General features: G+C 63.1%; 13 protein-coding genes and 2 pseudogenes. 10 read left to right on the plus strand and 5 right to left on the minus strand.

Annotated features, from left to right (window positions below; translation table 11 throughout):
- The first annotated feature begins 40 nt into the window (after window positions 1-40).
- Together BVER_RS08330 and BVER_RS08335 are read left to right on the plus strand one after the other, a co-directional pair.
- Entirely contained in the window at window positions 41-1,315 is a 1,275-nt protein-coding gene (locus tag BVER_RS08330; protein ID WP_050452887.1) for a glucarate dehydratase family protein, read from the plus strand.
- A gap of 60 nt (window positions 1,316-1,375) precedes the next feature.
- The gene (locus BVER_RS08335; protein WP_083452088.1) at window positions 1,376-2,737 is read left to right on the plus strand and encodes an MFS transporter; all 1,362 of its coding nucleotides are present in this window, start codon (window positions 1,376-1,378) and stop codon (window positions 2,735-2,737) included.
- Between the two features lie 10 nt (window positions 2,738-2,747).
- Here the strand turns inward: BVER_RS08335 and BVER_RS08340 are convergent, their stop codons facing one another.
- Entirely contained in the window at window positions 2,748-4,313 is a 1,566-nt protein-coding gene (locus BVER_RS08340) for an ABC transporter substrate-binding protein (RefSeq protein WP_050452888.1), read from the minus strand.
- 215 nt (window positions 4,314-4,528) lie between these two features.
- Between BVER_RS08340 and BVER_RS08345 the strand changes: the two genes are divergently transcribed.
- The 5 genes from BVER_RS08345 to BVER_RS08365 all read left to right on the plus strand — a co-directional run bounded on the left by BVER_RS08345 (window position 4,529) and on the right by BVER_RS08365 (window position 11,277).
- Window positions 4,529-5,551 carry a cyclic nucleotide-binding domain-containing protein gene (locus tag BVER_RS08345; protein WP_232316445.1) on the plus strand — a complete coding sequence of 341 codons (1,023 nt, stop codon included), beginning with the start codon at window positions 4,529-4,531 and terminating at the stop codon, window positions 5,549-5,551.
- A 254-nt stretch (window positions 5,552-5,805) separates the two neighbouring features.
- The gene (locus tag BVER_RS08350; RefSeq protein WP_050452889.1) at window positions 5,806-7,596 is read left to right on the plus strand and encodes an adenylate/guanylate cyclase domain-containing protein; all 1,791 of its coding nucleotides are present in this window, start codon (window positions 5,806-5,808) and stop codon (window positions 7,594-7,596) included.
- A 70-nt stretch (window positions 7,597-7,666) separates the two neighbouring features.
- Window positions 7,667-8,863, plus strand: coding sequence for a phosphatase PAP2 family protein (locus BVER_RS08355; protein WP_083452089.1), 1,197 nt, complete (start codon window positions 7,667-7,669; stop codon window positions 8,861-8,863).
- Between the two features lie 12 nt (window positions 8,864-8,875).
- The gene (locus BVER_RS08360) at window positions 8,876-10,723 is read left to right on the plus strand and encodes a S8/S53 family peptidase (RefSeq protein ID WP_050452891.1); all 1,848 of its coding nucleotides are present in this window, start codon (window positions 8,876-8,878) and stop codon (window positions 10,721-10,723) included.
- Window positions 10,708-11,277, plus strand: coding sequence for a hypothetical protein (locus BVER_RS08365; RefSeq protein ID WP_050452892.1), 570 nt, complete (start codon window positions 10,708-10,710; stop codon window positions 11,275-11,277). Before BVER_RS08360 ends, BVER_RS08365 begins: the two co-directional genes overlap by 16 nt.
- Window positions 11,278-11,686: 409 nt before the next feature.
- On the opposite strand, the gene BVER_RS08370 is transcribed toward BVER_RS08365, so the two are convergent.
- On the minus strand, window positions 11,687-11,962 hold the full coding sequence (locus tag BVER_RS08370) for a hypothetical protein (RefSeq protein ID WP_050452893.1): 276 nt from the start codon (window positions 11,960-11,962) through the stop codon (window positions 11,687-11,689).
- Between the two features lie 356 nt (window positions 11,963-12,318).
- Here BVER_RS08370 and BVER_RS08375 point away from each other — a divergent pair, with 356 nt between their 5' ends.
- The 3 genes and pseudogenes from BVER_RS08375 (at window position 12,319) to BVER_RS08385 (ending at window position 14,955) form a co-directional block, all read left to right on the plus strand.
- Window positions 12,319-13,596: a hypothetical protein gene (locus BVER_RS08375; protein ID WP_157055969.1), complete on the plus strand. Its 1,278-nt coding sequence runs from the start codon at window positions 12,319-12,321 to the stop codon at window positions 13,594-13,596.
- A 151-nt stretch (window positions 13,597-13,747) separates the two neighbouring features.
- The gene (locus BVER_RS08380; protein WP_050452895.1) at window positions 13,748-14,230 is read left to right on the plus strand and encodes a glycoside hydrolase family 108 protein; all 483 of its coding nucleotides are present in this window, start codon (window positions 13,748-13,750) and stop codon (window positions 14,228-14,230) included.
- Window positions 14,230-14,955 (plus strand): annotated as a pseudogene (locus BVER_RS08385) (hypothetical protein). The gene BVER_RS08380 and the pseudogene BVER_RS08385 overlap by 1 nt, the downstream one beginning before the upstream one ends.
- Window positions 14,956-15,350: 395 nt before the next feature.
- Here BVER_RS08385 and BVER_RS08390 read toward each other — a convergent pair.
- From BVER_RS08390 to BVER_RS32445, 3 genes and pseudogenes are all read right to left on the minus strand, one after another.
- Complete coding sequence (locus tag BVER_RS08390) at window positions 15,351-16,034, minus strand: hypothetical protein (protein WP_050452896.1); 684 nt, start codon at window positions 16,032-16,034, stop codon at window positions 15,351-15,353.
- A gap of 236 nt (window positions 16,035-16,270) precedes the next feature.
- Complete coding sequence (locus BVER_RS08395) at window positions 16,271-17,332, minus strand: AAA family ATPase (protein WP_050452897.1); 1,062 nt, start codon at window positions 17,330-17,332, stop codon at window positions 16,271-16,273.
- A pseudogene (locus BVER_RS32445) lies at window positions 17,317-17,623 on the minus strand (hypothetical protein); the annotation flags it as partial. The gene BVER_RS08395 and the pseudogene BVER_RS32445, both read right to left, overlap by 16 nt.

Here is a 17,623-nt window from a genome sequence, read left to right on the forward strand (position 1 = left end):
CCTAAAAAAGCCGCAAGGCGCCCGCTTCAGGACATCCGACATGACGCGCGACATCACCATCACCCGAGTCACCATCACGCCGATCGCTTTCCGCGACGGCCCGCTGCTCAACGCCGCCGGCATCCATGAGCCGTGGGCGCTGCGCGCCATCGTGGAACTGGAAACAAGCGACGACCGCGTCGGCATCTCCGAAACTTACGGCGACGAGCCGATGCTGCGCGTGCTTGAACAGGCGAAATCGCTGATGATCGGCCTGTCGCCGTTCGATCTGAACAAGATGGAAGAGCGCGTGCGCGACGCCATCAAGGCCACGCCCGGCGCGGTCGAATTCGAACTCGCGCCCGGCTCGCACTCGGCGAAGAACGCGCCCAAGGTCATCAGCACGCTGGAAGTGGCGATGCTCGACCTGCAGGGTCAGATCGTCGGCGCGCCGATCGTCGATCTGCTGGGCGGCAAGGTGCGCGATGCGGTGCCGTACAACGCGTATCTGTTCTTCAAGTACGCGGAGCATATCGACAAGCCGTATGCGCCGGATGCGTGGGGCGAGGGCATCAGCCCGGAGCAGATCGTGGCGCAGGCGCGTCGCATGATCGAATTGTACGGATTCCAAAGTATCAAGCTGAAGGGTGGCGTGTTCGAGCCGGCGCATGAAATCGCCTGTATGCAGGCCTTGGCGAAGGCGTTTCCCGGCATGCCGCTGCGTCTCGATCCGAACGCGAACTGGACGCTGGAAACGAGCATCAAGGCCGCGCCGGCACTCGACGAAATCCTCGAATACTATGAAGACCCGTGCCCCGGACTCGAAGGCATGGCCGAATTGCAGAAGCATACGAAGCTGCCGCTTGCGACCAACATGGTCATCACGACGATGGACGACTTCCGTCGCGGCTGCAACATGGGTTCGATCAAGGTGCTGTTGTCGGATCACCACTATTGGGGCGGCTTGCGCGCCACGCAGACGCTCGCGCGCATGGCCAAGCTGTGGGGCTTCGACATGTCGATGCATTCGAATTCGCACCTCGGCATCAGCCTGATGGCAATGACGCACGTCGCGGCCAGCGTGCCGAACCTCACCTATGCCTGCGACACGCATTATCCGTGGCAGGAAGAGGAAGTCATCAAGGGCGGACGCGTGGTGTTCGACAACGGCTCGGTGCGCGTGCCGACCAAGCCGGGCCTTGGCGTGGAACTGGATCGCGAGAAGCTGGCGGAGTTGCATCAGCAGTATCTGTCGTGCGGCGTGCGCAATCGCGACGATCTCACGCAGATGCGCAAATACGATGCGAGCTTCACGGGCAAGAATCCGCGCTTCTAAATTCTTTGTAGTGTCGCATCGGCAAGACGCGAAGACAGCGTCATTTGAGGAGACAGTTTCATGAGCACCCCGCAGAGTCAGCCCCAACCGCATGGCGGCGCGCTTGCCAGCGCCGTTCGCAAGATCAAGTGGCATGTGCTGCCGCTGTTCGTCGTGATGTTCATCGTCAATTACATCGACCGCGTGAATATCGGCTTCGTGCGGCAGCATCTGAGCGCGGATCTGGGCATCGGCGCGGCGGCTTACGGGCTCGGCGCGGGCTTGTTCTTCGTCAGCTACGCGGTGTTCGAAGTGCCGTCGAACATGCTGTTGCAGCGCTTCGGCGCGAAGGCGTGGCTCACGCGCATCATGATCACGTGGGGTTTGGCGGCGGTCGGCATGGCCTTCGTGCAGGGCGAAACCTCGTTCTACGCGATGCGTCTCGTGCTCGGCGCGGCCGAAGCGGGCTTCTTCCCCGGCGTGGTGTTCTACTTCACGCAATGGCTGCCGCGCGAACAACGCGGTCGCGCGATGGCCGTTTTTCTCAGCGGTTCCGCGCTGGCATCGGTGTTTTCGGGTTCGATTTCCGGCGGCCTGATGATGATCGAAGGCGCGGGGAAGGCGCGGGCATGCACGGCTGGCAGTGGATGTTCATCATCGAAAGGCATGGCGTCGGTCGTGCTAGCGGGCTTCGTGTGGTTCTGGCTCGATTCGAAGCCGCGCGATGCCAAATGGCTCACGCGCGACGAACAGGACGCGCTGGTCGCGAACATCGAAGACGAACAGCGTCAACGCGATACCGCGCACACGAGCGCCAAGCCGTCCGCCTGGTCGCTGATGCGCGATCCGCAGATCGTCATCTTCTGCCTGATCTATTTCTCGGTGTCGCTGACCATCTACGGCGCGACCTTCTGGCTGCCGAGCATCATCCGCAAGATGGGGCATCTGAATGACTTTCAGGTCGGCCTGTTCAACTCGATTCCGTGGCTGATCTCGATTGCGGCGATGTACTTCTTCGCATCGCTCGCGGCGAAGTTCAAGTTCCAGCAGGCGTGGGTGTCGTGCGTGCTGGTGATCGCCGCCGTCGGCATGTATGCGGCGGGACAGGGCTCGCCGGTGTTCTCATTCGTCGCGATCTGTTTCGCCGCGATCGGCTTCAAGGCCGCGTCGTCGCTGTTCTGGCCGATTCCGCAAGACTATCTCGACACGCGCATCGCCGCGCCCGTGATCGCGCTGATCAACTCGATCGGCAATCTCGGCGGCTTCGTCGCGCCAGCGACCTTCGGCTTTCTCGAACAGAAGACCGGTTCGATTCAGGGCGGCTTGACGGGCCTCGCCGTGATGTCGGTGGTGGCCGCCGTGCTGGTGTTTCTGGCGCGCATGGAGCCGCGTCACGGTAAGGGTCAATCGGGTTTCGTCGTCAAGACCAAGCGCGTTTCCTGAACGAGCGACGCTATTTGAGCGACACGCCCCAAAAAAGCGTCGGGCCGTAAGGATCGATCGTGAAGCCTTCCACGCCACGCGCAAGCGGCTGATACACGGTCGAATGCGCGATCGGCGTGAACGGCACCTGCTCCTTGAAAATCCGCTGCGCCTGAAGATACTGCGTGGTGCGCGCACGGACATCTACCGTTGCGCGCGCCTGTTTCACCAGATCGTCGAAGGGCTTGTAGCACCATTTGGCGAAGTTGCTGCCCTTCACGGCATCGCAGCCGAGCAGCACGCCGAGCCAGTCGTCGGGATCGCCGTAATCGCCGGTCCAGCCGATCAGCAGCGCATCGTGTTCGCCGGCCCGCGCGCGCCGAATATATTCCCCACACTCGTACGTGACGATATGCGCGCGCACGCCGATCTTCGCCCAATCCGCCTGAATCATCTCCGCCATCAGCTTCGCGTTGGGGTTGTAGGGCCGCTGCACGGGCATCGCCCATAGATCGAGATCGATGCCGTCGGGATAGCCGGCATCGGCGAGCATCGCCTTCGCGCGCGCGGGATCGAACGGCGCATCCTTGAGCGATGCATCGTAGGCCCATTGCGTCGGCGGCATCGGATTGGTCGCGCGTTGCCCCGCGCCCTGATACACCGATTCGATGATCGCGTGCTTGTCGATCGACATGTCCAGCGCGCGGCGCACGGCGGGATCGTCGAACGGCTTCTTCGACGTGTTGTAGGCGATATCGGCGAGGCGCGGATAACTCATCAACTGGCACTCGCCGGTGCGCAGTTTCTGCAAGCGCACGGCGGGATCGACGGTGATCTGAAACACCAGCCGCCGCACGCGCACGGCGTCCGCGCGCCAGTAATCCGGATTGGCGTCGAAGCTGATCGTCGCATCCTTCACATAGCTGCGAAACACGAACGGACCGGTGCCGACCGGATACTGATTGATGTCGCGCGCGTTGCCGCTCGCGAGCAGGCTATCGGCATATTCGCGCGACAGAATCGACGCGAACGGCATGGCGATTTTCTGCATGAACGGCGCATCGACGCTCGCAAGCGTGAAGCGCACCGTGTAAGGATCGAGCGCCTCGATCCGTGTGATGTTCTTCGCAAGACCGAGATCGCGGAAGTAAGGAAACACGACCGGATACGCCTGATGGAACGGCTGTTCCGGATCGAGCATGCGCATGAACGTGAACAATACGTCGTCAGCGTCGAAGTCGCGCGTCGGCTTGAAATACGCCGTCGTCTGAAACTTCACGCCGTGACAGAGATGAAACGTGTATTGCAAACCATCGGGCGAGATGTCCCAGCTTTGCGCGAGCCCGGGATTCACGCCCGAGCCGTCGAGCCTGAATTCGACGAGGCGATCGTGCACCGTGTAAGCGGCCGCCGTGGCCTCGACGCTGGTGGCGTATTGCGCGTCGTCAAAGCCGGCGGGGCTGGCTTCGGAGCAATAGACGAGCGTCGTGTCGGGAATGTCCGCTGCCGCATGGGCCGCGCACGCGCACGAGAGGAAGATCGCGATGAGCGTTCGGCCGGGCGCGCGTATGAAGCGTGTCGCGAATAAACCGTTCATGTCGCCGCCCGATGGGGTGCTGGAGGTGCCAAGCGCCGGTCGTTGCAGTATAGGTAACGCTGCAGAGCGATTCAAACCATCGGCGTAGCGTCGGATGCGGGTCGAACGTTCGTTCGTGGTACGAAAGCATCGTGACGGAGATGGGCGTCGCGAGCGCTTTATCGTCGGTATAGGATGAGATCGGGGATTTTCGCGCGTGCATGAAAGGATGACGAATGAATCTGCTGCTCACCATGCCGGAAGGCTTGTGTCGCGAAGGCATCGTGAGGCTGCTGCGTGAGTTCGCCGCCGATATCGAGGTCCGCGCAAGCTCCGACGTCACCGTGATCTGGCACGGCGAGCGCGCCGCCGATTGCGTCGTGATCGACGGCGTGCTGCTCAATCACGCGCGCGGCGAACTCGATGCTTTGCGCGCCTGTACGCGCGTGGCGCCCGTGGTCGTGCTGCTCGGGCAGGCGATGCCGACGGTCGTCGAGCAACTGATGGCGGCGGGCGTGGCGGGGTGCATCGAGATGTCGGCATCGGTCGAACTGTTTTTCAGCGCCTTGCGACTGGCGCTCGCGGGCGGCGTCTATGTGCCGCGTTCGTTGCTGTCGGTTGGCTTGCAGGAACCGCCGATCGCGCTCGATGCCTTGCCCGCGCACGATGCATCGCTCAGGCTCACGCCGCGCCAGATCGAAGTGCTCGCGCTGGTCACGCGCGGCCGCTCGAACAAGATGATCGCGCGTCAGCTCGATATGGCCGAGGCCACCGCCAAGACGCATCTCACGACCATCTACAAGGCGCTCAAGGTTTCGAGCCGGGGCGAGGCGAGCGCGCTGGCGGCGCGCTTCGCGAGCGTGCGCGAGGCGCAGGCGAATCGCTCGGCGAATGGCGCGATTCCGGTGGGACGTTTCCTCGTCAATATCGACAGCACGCACTATCGCGCGGGCGAAGTGCTGTTTCGCGAAGGCGATCCGGGCGGCGAACTGTTTTACGTCGAGCGCGGCATCGTGCGGCTGGCGGAGCTCGGTATCGAACTCGGCGCGGGGTCGGTGTTCGGCGAGATCGGACTGTTTTCGCCGAAGCATCGACGCACGTCGACGGCCGTGTGCAAGACCGTGTGCGAGATGCGCGCCGTGTCCGCCGACGATGCCATCCGGCTCTATTATCAAGAGCCCGAATTCGCGATGTATCTCATCAACTGCTGGCAAGCCGCCTGCAGGCAGACACGATGCGATGCGATGCGATGCGCCTGAATCGATCTTAGCGCGGAAGTCCACATAGGGTCCTTGATATTCGCGAGTCGAGTGAGTACGTTACTGTGTGCGGCTACAGGGTAGGGACCGTCATTTCGCTTGCCGAAGCATCGTCGGGCGAGCCTGCCGAACCGGCGTAGAACCTCTATAAAAAACCGCTCCGGATCGTTTGGTATCCTCATATTCGTAAAACTGTTTTCAGGAACGGGCGTGCGCGTCGCGGCACGGTCTGAGCCGTTTTCACGCTAGATGACATGGATAGGGGAACCGCCGTCGAGGCCAGCCATCTGCAACGCGTCACGCGCACGATTCTGTTCGCCGATCTGGTCGAGTCGTGCCGTCTCGCGGAAGCCGACGAGGAAGGCACGGCCACGCGCTGGCGCGGACTGCGCATGGCGATCGAAACGCGCATCGTGCCGGGACATCACGGCAGGCTGGTTCGCACCGAAGGCGACGGCCTGATGATCGTCTTCGAGGAAGCGCTCGAAGCCGCGCACTGCGCGCTCGATATCCAGCGCATGTGCCGACGCGGCGCGAGCGCGCAACCCGGCGTCGAACCGCTGCTGCTGCGCGAAAGCCTGCACGAGACCGATCTGCTCGCCGATCAACGCGATGTCTACGGACGCGGCGTGAATCTCGCGGCGCGCCTCTATAACCTCGCTGGTCCGGGCGAGATCGTGATCTCCGAGCGCATCCGCGAACGGCTCGCGCAGAACTGCAAGGATCAGATCGAAGACCTCGGCGAATGTCATCTGCGGCATCTCGCGCGGCCGGTGCATGCGTATCGGCTGGGCGGGCCGGGACCGCGTCCGGTAATCGCGCCTGGCGCGGCGGCGCATGCGCAACCGTTGCGCGCATCGGTCGCGGTGATTCCGTTCGCGGCGCGCGCGGTCGAGCCGGGTCACGAAGCGCTCGGCGAAATCCTCGCCGATGAAATCATCGCCGCGCTCTCGCGATGCGACCGGCTGCAGGTGATCTCGCGGCTGTCGACCAGCGTGTTGCGCAACCAGCGTCTGAGCGCGCGCGAGACCAGCGCGCTGCTCGATGCGCGCTATGTGCTGTCGGGCGCGTATCGGACGAGCCGCGACCGGCTGATTCTGTCCGCCGAACTCGCCGATGCCAGGTCCGATTGCGTCGTCTGGGCGCAGACCATGAGCGACAGCATCGGCGCGATCGTGCTCGGCGAAAGCGATCTCGCCGCGCAACTGCGGCAGGGCGTGGGCGCGGCCGTTGTCGCGCACGAGCTCGATCGCGCACGCACGCAGTCGCTGCCGACGCTGGAAAGCTCGATGGTGCTGCTCAACGCCATCGCGTTGATGCATCGCGGCGTGTTCGAGGAATTCGAGCGCGCCGGGCAGATGCTCGAAGTGCTCGCCGAACGCGCGCGCCGCCAGGCGACGCCTTACGCGTGGCTCGCCAAGTGGCATGTGCTGCGCTTCAATCGCGGCTGGACCACCGATCGTCTGGGCGAAGCGCAAGCCGCGCTCGATTGCGCGAAGGCCGCGCTCGATGCCGATTCGCAATCGTCGATCGCGCTGGCGGTCGAGGGCTTTGTGCAGACGAATCTGCTGCGCGAACTCGATATCGGCGAGGCGCGTTATTCGCGCGCGCTCGAAGTGAATCCGAACGATTCGCTCGCGTGGCTGCTCAAGGGCACCTTGCACGCGTTCAAGGGCGAAGGCGACGAAGCGGTGGCGGCGACGTCCTACGCGCTGTCGCTGTCGCCGCTCGATCCGCTGCGCAATTTCTACGAGTCGCTGTGCGCGACGGCGGCGTTATCGGCCAAGGAATACAAAAGCGCGATCCGGCTGGCGCAAGCCTCGCCGCGCGGCGGCCCGACCAATACCTCGACCTTGCGCGCGCTCGCCATCGCCCAATCGGAACTCGGTCTGCTCGACGACGCGCGCGCCACGGTCGCGCGCGTGCTCGCCATCGAGCCGGGGCTGACGGTCAAGCGCTATCTCGAGCGATCGCCGAGCGCCGGTTACGAAACCGGCCGGATCTGGTCGACGGCGTTGCAGCGCGCGGGTTTGCCGCCGGTCTGACGACGCGGGATGTTTGGCATTCATCGAATCGATGCAAGGGGCATCGAGGGTGTGTCACGGGGAGATCGACATGAGTGCAGAAGGTGGAGCAGGCGGCGCCGGGGGCGCGGGCGGGGCAGGCGGTGCGGGTGGCGCGGGCGTGGCAGGCACGCCGCCGAGCGTGTTGGGCGATGCGGAGTTGCTGACGCAGGCGATGATCTCGCATCGCGATGGCATCGTCGGGCCGTGGACCAATACGAACTTCGCGATTCAGCCGTGGCAGAACGACGGCGGTCATATCGAAGACGAACAGCAGATGTGGCGCTGGGACGACTGGGTGCGCGCGTCGGTGTACGACTTCGAACTGGCGTCGAATCTCGCGTTCGGCGTCGATCCGGGCACCAACGCGGCGTTGAAGAATCTGGGCGGCGTGCAACTCTGGCACCGCGATTTCGACCCCGGCACGGCGCCGTCAGCGCCAGTACCGATCGTCGCGATGTATCGGCCGCCCGAAAGCACCTTCGTGCAGCAACTCGCCTTCATGGATCGCTATTCCGATTTGCGCGCCGAACGCGCGAACGAAACGCTGATCCAGATGGGACCGCAGACGGCGTTCTGGTCGTCGATCCTCAACCTGAGCCCGATGCGCACGCCCAAGACGCTCGAACTGCTCAATACGGTGATCCGCTTTTCGATTCTCGTCGAGATGCGCTTCAAGCATGCGCTGGCGTGTGCGCGCGCGATCGACTATTCGCCGCAAACGCAGCCGATGATCGCCACGCCCGGCCACGGCTCGCTGCCGAGCGGCCACTCGACGCAGGCGTACATCATCGCCGAGGTGATGTGGGCGTTTTTCAACGAAGTGTTCGGCGGCAATAACCCGCCGAACGCGGCGGTCTGGACGACGCTGCGCGCCCAGTTGCTCGCGCAGGCGGCGCGCGTCGCGATCAATCGCACCATCGCGGGCGTGCATTTTCCGGTGGATAGCGCGGCGGGCCATGTGCTCGGCACGACGCTCGCCGAGTATTTCATCGCGCGCTGCAAAAGCGATCCGCAGGGTCCCCTGGGAGCGGTTCCGTACACGCCGCGCACGTTTCGCGGCGACAAATTCGTCGGAACCAACGACTTCGATCCGAACGAAGCGCTCGGTCCGCAGGGCGCGCCGCCGCCGCATGTCGTGCCGGGCGCGCCCGTCTCCACGGTGCGCCGCTCTCGCATCCTCGCGTGGATGTGGAAGAACGCGAAAAACGAATGGGACGGCACGTCCTACAACGGCAGCCACATTTGAAGGAGCGCAATCATGAGCACGCCTTCCGACGGCTGGACCGTGGACGACACCGGCGATTGGGCCGAGACGTTCGCCGGACTTCAGCCAACCTTCGAGCGCCTCGATCCGTATCTGGTCTGGGCCGCAGTCACGAATTTCGCCGATCTCGGCGGTCCGCCCGCGGGCTTCCTTCCCATCGCCATCGAGTTGAAGAACGGCACGACGCCGGCCGGCACGACGATCGGCGCGAAGGCGTTTGCCGAACAGATCGCCAACGACACCTTCATCTGGATGCTGGCGATGTATCGATCGCCGGCGCTCGCGGACACGCATTTCTGCACCGCGCACGTGACGCTCGATTTCGCGCAGCGCCTCGATCCCGCGCTGCTCGCGCAGATCGAGCGCTTCACGCTTGGGCTGCCAGTCGTGTCGGGTTTCGCGTCGCGCATGCAGCCGGACAAACCCGCCCAGCCGGACATGACGCCCGTCGCGTCGAATCCGGATTTCAAGAGCAAGGTCGTGACCGTGTGCGACGACGGCATCGCGTTCCTGCACGCGCGCTTTCACGCCGATATCGCGATGATAAAAACGCGCGTGCGCTGCTTCTGGAATCAGGACGACGATCCGGCCACGCCCGCGGCAGGCCTCGGCTATGGCCGCGAGTTTCTCGAAGCGGACATGGATAATCTGATGACGACGGCGAGAGGCGTCGGCGGTTTCGACGAGAACGCGGCGTATCGCGCGGCGGACTACACGGCCGTTGCCAGTTACTGGACGCACGGCACCTCGATGCTCGATCTCGCCGCCGGTCTGGACCGCGTTTTCCCGCCGCCGGCGCCGTCCCCGCAGCCGCATTTGCCCTCGGTGGACGCGCTGATCGGCGTGCAGTTCCGACTGCCGGGCCGCACCATCCGCGATACGTCCGGGCTCTGGCTCGACGTGCAGGCGCTCGACGCGTTGCGCTATGTAATCGAGCGCGAGCGCGGGATCGCCGGGCCGAATTGCGAGACGTTCATCAATCTGAGCTATGGCTATATTGCCGGTCCGCACGACGGTTCCTCGCTGCTCGAAGCGGCGATGGACGAACTCGTCGCCCTGAAAGCGTGCGATATCTTTTTGCCCGCCAGAAACAGCAATCTCGACCGCTGCCACGGCGTAAGGATCGTCGATCCCAAACAGCAGGAAACGCTGCGCTGGCGCGTGATTCCCGATCGCCATACGCCGAGCTTCGTCGAGATCTGGCTGGCGACGGAACCCGACAGCGATCCGAACAAGACCACGCCCGAGCCGGAGATCGATGTATCGATCGAGCTGCCCGACAAGACGCAGAGTCCGCCGATTCCGCCCGGCAGCGTTGCCGTGCTGCGGCGCGACGGCGACGTGCTGTGCACCGTCGTGCATCTCGGACGCGGCGCGCGCGGCAACCAGCCGATGATCCTCGTCGCGCTCGCGCCGACGGTCGTGCGCGGCGGCACGCGTCGTTCCGCGCCGAGCGGCGACTGGATCATCTGGCTGACGAACGGCGGCGAGCGGCGCGTCGAGGCGCAGGCCTGGGTCCAGCGCAACGAAACGCCCGCCGAGCTTCCGCCGCACGGCCGTCAGTCGCGTTTCGACGACGATCTCTATCCGCTCTTCAACCGCTTCACCGAGCGGCAGGACGTCGACGATGCCATGCCGAACACGTGGATTCTGCACGCCAACGGAATGAACTCGATCGCGACCGGCGCTGGTCCGGTGGTCGCCGCAGGCTACCGCATTTGCGATGGCGCGACCGCGCGGTATTCGACCGTCGGCGTCGATGCGCCGGGCTGGACGCCGCTCAAGCGGCTCGGTCCCGATCTCGCGGCGCTCACCGACCCACGGCCGTGCTGCCCAGCGTGATGGCGGCCGGTTCGCGCAGCGGCTGTTCGATTCCCGTCGAAGGCACCAGCGCCGCCGCGCCGCGCGTGCTGCGCCGGGTCGTCGCGCCGGGCACGCCGCCGCAGAACAGTCCGCCGCCTGGCGGCTTGCCGAGATCGCCGGCGCGGCTTCGGGCGCGCGGATTTGCGGTGCGGCAGGTCATCGCGCCCGGCGCGCCGGGCAGTCCGTTGCGTGAGTCCACCTGGAACGCGGAAGAAATCGACCGCCGCACGACCGAAGCGAATGTCGGCGCAGGCGGGCGAAAGCTGACGCTCCGAATCCAGCCGCAGCACGCGCGAGAAAATGAACTGCGAGATCAGTTCTTCCTTGTCCTCGGCCAGCGCGCGCAGTTCCGCCGGATAGTAGCCATGCAGCGCGCGGCGCACCAGCAGATAGATGCGCTCCATCTCCGTCCCGCTCAGACTGGCGCGGCGATGCCACAGTTCGAGCAGCGTCGTCGCCTCGGGCGCGAAGGCCGGTTCGGTGACGTTCAGCGCGTCCATGACGACCTCCGCATCGCGCGCGCGACGGTGTGATGACGCACGAGCGCGCGCTTGACCAGCTCGAGCGGAGTGAGCGCGTCGTGTCGCGCCGGTGTTTCATCGGCCGGGAGGACGGATCGGGAATTCGATGCAGGCAATGCGAACTTGTTCATGACGCCTCCACGGCCAATGGATCAGCGCGGTCGCGTGCTGAAAGCACATCCGCTGACGGCCTGACGCGGCAGGCACGCTGCGGCTCGCGAACCGGCTAAGGTCGAGCGAGGCAGGTTCGTGCATCCAAGGTAGGAGGGACGGGGCGGTCGCAACATCGGCCGGACGATCTACATCGAAAGTCGTAGAGGCGTTCGGTCGGGCGACGGAGGGACGCGAGGCAAGGCAAGGAAAGCGAGCAAAGTGGAGGGGGCGGCCTCGCGCGTGGACGCGAGACTGCCCGGCGTCGTGCTTACTGGCCGTGATAGATATCGCAAAACGGCCAGGGCTGGCAGCGGGTGTTGGACGAGCTGCGAGTGTCTTGCGACATCGAACCCGAATCGCTTGTCGCCGCGCGGCCACCGTAACTCGTGCTGTCGGCGGCATTGGATGCGCTCGCCTGATCGTTCGAAGCCGGCACGGTCATATTGGTGCCGTCGCTGGCATCCTGAGCCAGCGCGACGTTCATCGTCAACGCGCCCGCGAGCGACGTCATCAGCGACGCCGCCAGAAGCAGTTTGTAGCTCATGGCAATTCTCCTTTCAGATAGGTGTGGACGACTGCCGCTCGACGGCAGACCGGACAGGCAAGACGCATGCATGCGGCATCGAAGGCGCGCGCATGGACGGATCTCATCGAGGTGACGCTGCGCAATCGGATCGCGCACAGGGAAGACGAGCGAGCCGCGCGCGTTTGAAAAATCCCTCGGCCGATGCGCTGAATCCGCCGCTTTCAAAATCGTCGGCCGTATCGCGTTATCAGCACGCGGCCTGCGTGTTGGATGTGCGTGTCAGTGTGTGTATGTGGCCGTGCGCCCCGACCGTCGTCAGGCGGCGGGAAGATGCGATCCGCGCGCGTCGCGGATCCGATTCGTGGAGGCCAGCCATGTCCGACGAGAACAGTCAGCAGGAACCGGGAGCGAGCGCCGAGCGCTGGAGCTATGCCGGAAAAAATGTGCCGAAGTTGATCGAGAATTGCGAGCGGCTGCTCGAGTACGCATCGAGCAACGGCATCACGGCCGCGCACGACATTGCCGCCGATATCGCCAGCGCACGCGAAGCCTTCGCGCGCGGACGATGGAGCGCCGATCACGAGAACCGGCTGTATGCGGCGAAAGCGCGGCTGTCGGAAGCGATCCGCCCGGTGACGCTTCATACGCTGTGCGACAGCACCATCGCCGAAGCCAAGAAGCTCACGCGCTTCTATTTCCGTTTGACGCTGGCGCTCGTGGTGTTCATCGTGCCGGCGTCGATGGTCGTGTTCACCGATTCGGCGTTGTCGGCGAAGGGCAAGGAACTGATCGCGGAGAACGATCGCATCTCGCTCGATTTGCATAACGAACTGCAGAACTACCACCTCTCCATCGAGGCGCAGGGGCGCGCGACATCGACGGTCGATGCGTCCGCGCGCAAGACGGCACCGTCGACCGACACCTGCCCGGCCGCGCCCGACCTGGTCGCCGTCTCCGTTTCGAAGTGCAACGCCGCCGCCGGCACGACGCCGCCCAACGATTCCACGCTGAAGCTGTCCGTCATGCCGCCCGCGCTCGAACTCAAGCGGCAGATGCAGGACTTCGCCCGCAATAACCGCCAGCTTTACGCCGAGACCAAATGGCTGATCGACCTGACCCTGCACGCGAGCGAGAACGTCTACGACTCGCCGTGGATGTCGAGCGGTCCTGCCTTGCGACGCAACCTCGAACTCGAACTGCCGATTCTCATGAAGTCGGGTTCCGCCCGCAATGACGACTCCGGCGATCAGATCGCCACGGCGGCCACGACCGCGCTCAGCGCGAAAGAAGCCATCGAGGACGGCCAGGACATCCGCGCGATGGCGCAGAACGCGCAGCGCACCAGCGACATCTTCTGGGGCGCGGTGTCGACGTATCTGCTGCCGGTGGTGTATGCGGTGCTGGGCGCGCTCGCGTTCATTCTTCGCGAGATGACCGAGCAGAACGCAAGGCGCACTTTCTATCCGGCCTACGCGCGGCTCGCCAATCGGATGCGGCTGCTGACGGCGGTAATCGTCGGCACGGTGATCGGCCTGTTCGATCACGCGTTCAAGCTGCCCGGCGCGATGGCATCGGCGTCGCCGCTGGCGATCGCGTTCATCTCGGGCTATGCATCGGATGCGTTCTTCGCCTTCCTGAACCGCGCGGGTTAGTCGCCGGCCGATAGGCGTTGACGAGCGCGCTTCAAAAACGCCGTGGCTGAATCGTCATGCAAGGTGCAGGCACGGGGACACGCCGTGGCCGCTTTTGATCCGCGTTACGCGACGCGCTTATCCAACGAAGGGCGACGAAGGGAGCAGTGCAATGAGCAGCTTTGACGATGCGTTCAAATCGCTGATCGGCAGCGAAGGTGGCTACGCGTTCAACCAGGCCGACCCGGGCGGCGAGACCATGTGGGGCGTGACCGCGCGCGTCGCGCGGGCGCACGGCTATACCGGTCCGATGCGCAATCTGCCGCTCGCCACGGCGATGCAGATCGCGAGGACGAAGTACTGGGACCCGCTGCAACTCGACGCGTTCGATCCGCGCGTCGCGTTCCAGATTTTCGATGCCAATTACAACGGCGGCTTTGTCGTGCTGTGGATGCAGAAAGCCTCCGATTCGGAGCCCGACGGCAAGTTCGGCCAGCACACGGTGGACGCCGTGCGCAACACCGATCCGATGAAATTCACGATGCGTTTCAGCGCATACCGGCTGCGTTACCTGATGAACCTGCACGCGTGGCCGACCTTCAGCCGGGGCTGGACCGACCGGCTCGCCAAAAACCTGTTATTGGGAGCTGCATGATGGACTGGACCAAAGTGTCATCGACTATCGGTTCGACGGCGCCGCTGCTGGCGGGGCTCGTGGGCGGACCGATCGGGCTGGGCGTCACCGCCGCCTCCACGATTCTGTCGCATGTGCTGGGCACGGCGAACGATCCGGCGTCGGTCAAGGCCGCGCTCGACGATCCCGCCGCGCTCGACAAGGTGCGGCAAGCGGAAAACGCGAACTCCGTGCAGCTTCAGCAACTCGCGGTGACGGCGGCGCAGGCGCAGCTCACGCATCAGATGGAGATGGCGCGCGTCGATGCGGCGGATCGCAAGGACGCGCGCGACATGAGCGTGGCGACGCGCGACTGGGTGCCGAAGGTGCTCGCGATGGTCGTGACGATCGGCTTCTTCGGCATCATGCTGCTGATGACCGTGCACCCGACGCCGCCGCTCAATCGCGATCTCGTCAACATCATCCTCGGCTCGCTCGGGACGGCGTGGATCAGCATCATCGGCTATTACTTCGGCACGTCGGCGGGCTCCGCGCGCAAGACCGAACTGATGGCGCAGCAGTAGAGCGCGCCGAGCACGACGGACAGCACCATCGCGGTCGTCGAAACGGCACCGAAGGCATCCTCGACCTCCTCGAACCCGGCCACCCCGCGCGCCATATATTTGACGCGCCAGAGCCTTTGCCATTTTCGGTTCTCGACGACCTCGGGTCGGTCGCATTGCGGAAATATGCGCGCAAGCGGCTAGGCAAGCGCATCGCCGACGGCGGATGCTAGGCATTATCAGTGCTACGCCCCTATTTTGAGAGTCACCCGCCTATCGGTCGGTAGCTGGCAAATCGTTGACGATGTGGATGGCGGTCTCGACGGACTCATATTGGCCGAGCACAGCGGGATCGCAGAAGCGTGCACCTCGGCTTTACGGACGCTAATTACTCGCCGGTGGGACGACCGTACAACCAGCCACACCGACCGCTATATTGCGCCACCGTGCATCATTGACCGATCCGAACCACAAAGCGACCGCGCAATCGACGATCTGGCAGGGGAAGAGGCCTTATCTCCCTATGACGGAACTCACACGCGGCTGTCGCACGGTACCTAGTCGTGTGGCAGGCTGATGAAGTCAGCGGCACTGGCACGTTACTTCGCCTTATACCTCTCTTGAATCGCCGCATCAATGTCCAAAAAGTAGCTTTGGAAGGCCTGCAACACATGGGTAAGGAAGGCGCTTCCGATGATGATTTCGCTGTTCGGGCTCAAGCTTAATTCTTGGGTTCCTTTGATGTAGGCAAGCTCGGGCTTCTGGTCGGCGTTCACTCGTCCGTCTGCATGAACGAAGAGGTTGCGGATGGTCTGAATCTGTTTGATCTCCCTCCACTGCCCAGTGTCGCGCGGCACGTTCAGCAGCGCAACTTTCTCCAGGAAAAGATTGGCTCGCTCCAATCCATTGCCCTTGATATCCTTCAAGGTTAATACCAAGTTCTCCGCTCGGGTGAATCGCTGACAAAGCATGTCAAGCTCATGCTCAAGAAAGGAGAAGAGCGTGATGAAGGCCGAACGGCGTTGAAGGTTAGGGGAAAAAACTTCGAAGACGTCGTGCATGTCCCATGTTTGGTCATCTACACCCAAATAGTGCTCAACCCAGACGTCGGGTTGCTCGTCTTCTTCGCCCTCAATGATGTCGACGATTTTATCGTTGCGGAAGTCGGCAACGCCTTGTGTTACTTGCGTCTCAACGCTCGTAATGTACACCTGCATGAGTTCTGTTTCTGACTCGATGTGGTAGGCATACCAACGTCTAGGGTGGAACATGTTTTTGAGCATCGTCTTCTCGTGGCTTCAGTGATTCTTCTCGGCTTCTTTGGTCCCAAACATTGCTGCTAAAAGTCCTTCGTCTCAAAGAGGAAGTCCTTGCAATAACTCTTGAAATGGGCTGCTTCAGGTTGGGATCGACCGTTCGAGCGTGTCGCGGCGAGCCTTCGCCGAAACCTGCGAAGCAGTGCCCGACCGACTTACGTCATGCTGAGCGGAACGAGGCCTGCGCCGCGCAGTGCAGAGATTCAATCGGAGGGGGCATGGCGCACGTCCCGAGCCTTCTTGAACGTCTTCAGCAGCGTGTCCGGCATCACATAGAGGTCGCCGCGTGCCCTTGAGCACGCGACGTAGAGCTTGTTTCGCGAGGTCGCAGCCATCTCGGCCAACCTACCCGCCGAAAAGCGCTTCCAGGATTCGGCATTTAGGACGACGCAGACGTCCTGATAGTGGTCGCGCCCCTTGGAGTCACCCCAGTTCTGCGAGTAGCAGCCGTACCGACCGTGCTCTTGAAAAAAGAGCTTGACGGTGCCTGGAGACGCGTAAAGCTCTGCCGCCTCTGACAGTTCGCTGACAACTGAGACTTGAGTGTAGCGCTCCGAGTGCGCATAAATGTCCACCCCGATCTTTTCTCGGATGAACGAGCAAACCGTGGTACTGCAACGGTGACTTTTAAGCAGGGAAGTCGTGTCAACAGTCAAACCGGCAAATCGCAAGGCATCCTTGAAGCGGTCATAGCTATCATGCAGTCCTTTGTTGACTGCGCCATCCGCGCTGGTGGAGTACGTATGTTGATAGAAGTCACCGACCAACAGCACCGCTACATTAGCCTGGACAATCTGCTTGAGTAGATTGAAGTGATGCCCGCCTATGTCCTGTACCTCGTCGACGCAGACCTGGTCATAGTAGCGCTCCAGTCGACGCTGAAGCGCCGGGATGCACCCGTGCACATCCAAGGCCTTCGCCATTCGCGCGTGGTAGATGCGACAGCTCTCCGTGACGTACCGATCCCGGCTTTTGAGCTTCTGGCGTGTTGAATAATTGCTCGGCCTCTCGAACGCGATTCCCTTTGTCTGCATCTTCATCAGAAGCAACGGCCGGTAACAAAACGAATTCAAGAACGTGAAGTAGGTACAGACCGTGATGTTGTCAGGAAGGTACCCGAACTTCACAAGAACGCGGCGACGTATCTCCTCGTAGTTGCTCTCTGTGTAAGTGATGAGCAGGACCCGTTTCAAAAGGTCGAGCTCGTTGATAAGGCGCGTGGTCTTCCCTGAGCCGGCGACCGCGAAGATTACTCGTTTATCCATTTGATGGCCTCCTGTATGTATCCAGGGGCTATCAGCTCAGCTTCCTTTGCCAGCAGAAGCTCAAACGCCGCGTCAGCCTTGTTGGCAAGCATGTACGCCAATGGTTCGAGCTTGCGCTTTGGCTTGCGGAAAACCTCGTCGCAAACCGGCTTGTTGTCTTCATACTGAACCGCACCGGGAATGTAGGAGACTTCGGATCTTGGCTGTAATGGAGATTTGAAGTATGGAAAACGAAAGCAAGGCAAGGAAGCCCACCGGGACGCGATATTCAGATGAGGTGCGGGAGCTGGC

The sequence above is a fragment of the Candidatus Burkholderia verschuerenii genome, assembly GCF_001189365.1.
Taxonomy (GTDB): Bacteria; Pseudomonadota; Gammaproteobacteria; order Burkholderiales; family Burkholderiaceae; genus Caballeronia; species Caballeronia verschuerenii.

Coding starts and splice junctions, on each gene's coding strand:
- BVER_RS08395 (WP_050452897.1), bottom strand. CDS start 17,332: ATGGATAAACGAGTAATCTTCGCGGTCGCCGGCTCAGGGAAGACCACG.
- BVER_RS08340 (WP_050452888.1), bottom strand. CDS start 4,313: ATGAACGGTTTATTCGCGACACGCTTCATACGCGCGCCCGGCCGAACG.
- BVER_RS08330 (WP_050452887.1), top strand. CDS start 41: ATGACGCGCGACATCACCATCACCCGAGTCACCATCACGCCGATCGCT.
- BVER_RS08375 (WP_157055969.1), top strand. CDS start 12,319: ATGTCCGACGAGAACAGTCAGCAGGAACCGGGAGCGAGCGCCGAGCGC.
- BVER_RS08390 (WP_050452896.1), bottom strand. CDS start 16,034: ATGCTCAAAAACATGTTCCACCCTAGACGTTGGTATGCCTACCACATC.
- BVER_RS08350 (WP_050452889.1), top strand. CDS start 5,806: ATGGATAGGGGAACCGCCGTCGAGGCCAGCCATCTGCAACGCGTCACG.
- BVER_RS08335 (WP_083452088.1), top strand. CDS start 1,376: ATGAGCACCCCGCAGAGTCAGCCCCAACCGCATGGCGGCGCGCTTGCC.
- BVER_RS08370 (WP_050452893.1), bottom strand. CDS start 11,962: ATGAGCTACAAACTGCTTCTGGCGGCGTCGCTGATGACGTCGCTCGCG.
- BVER_RS08345 (WP_232316445.1), top strand. CDS start 4,529: ATGAATCTGCTGCTCACCATGCCGGAAGGCTTGTGTCGCGAAGGCATC.
- BVER_RS08360 (WP_050452891.1), top strand. CDS start 8,876: ATGAGCACGCCTTCCGACGGCTGGACCGTGGACGACACCGGCGATTGG.
- BVER_RS08355 (WP_083452089.1), top strand. CDS start 7,667: ATGAGTGCAGAAGGTGGAGCAGGCGGCGCCGGGGGCGCGGGCGGGGCA.
- BVER_RS08380 (WP_050452895.1), top strand. CDS start 13,748: ATGAGCAGCTTTGACGATGCGTTCAAATCGCTGATCGGCAGCGAAGGT.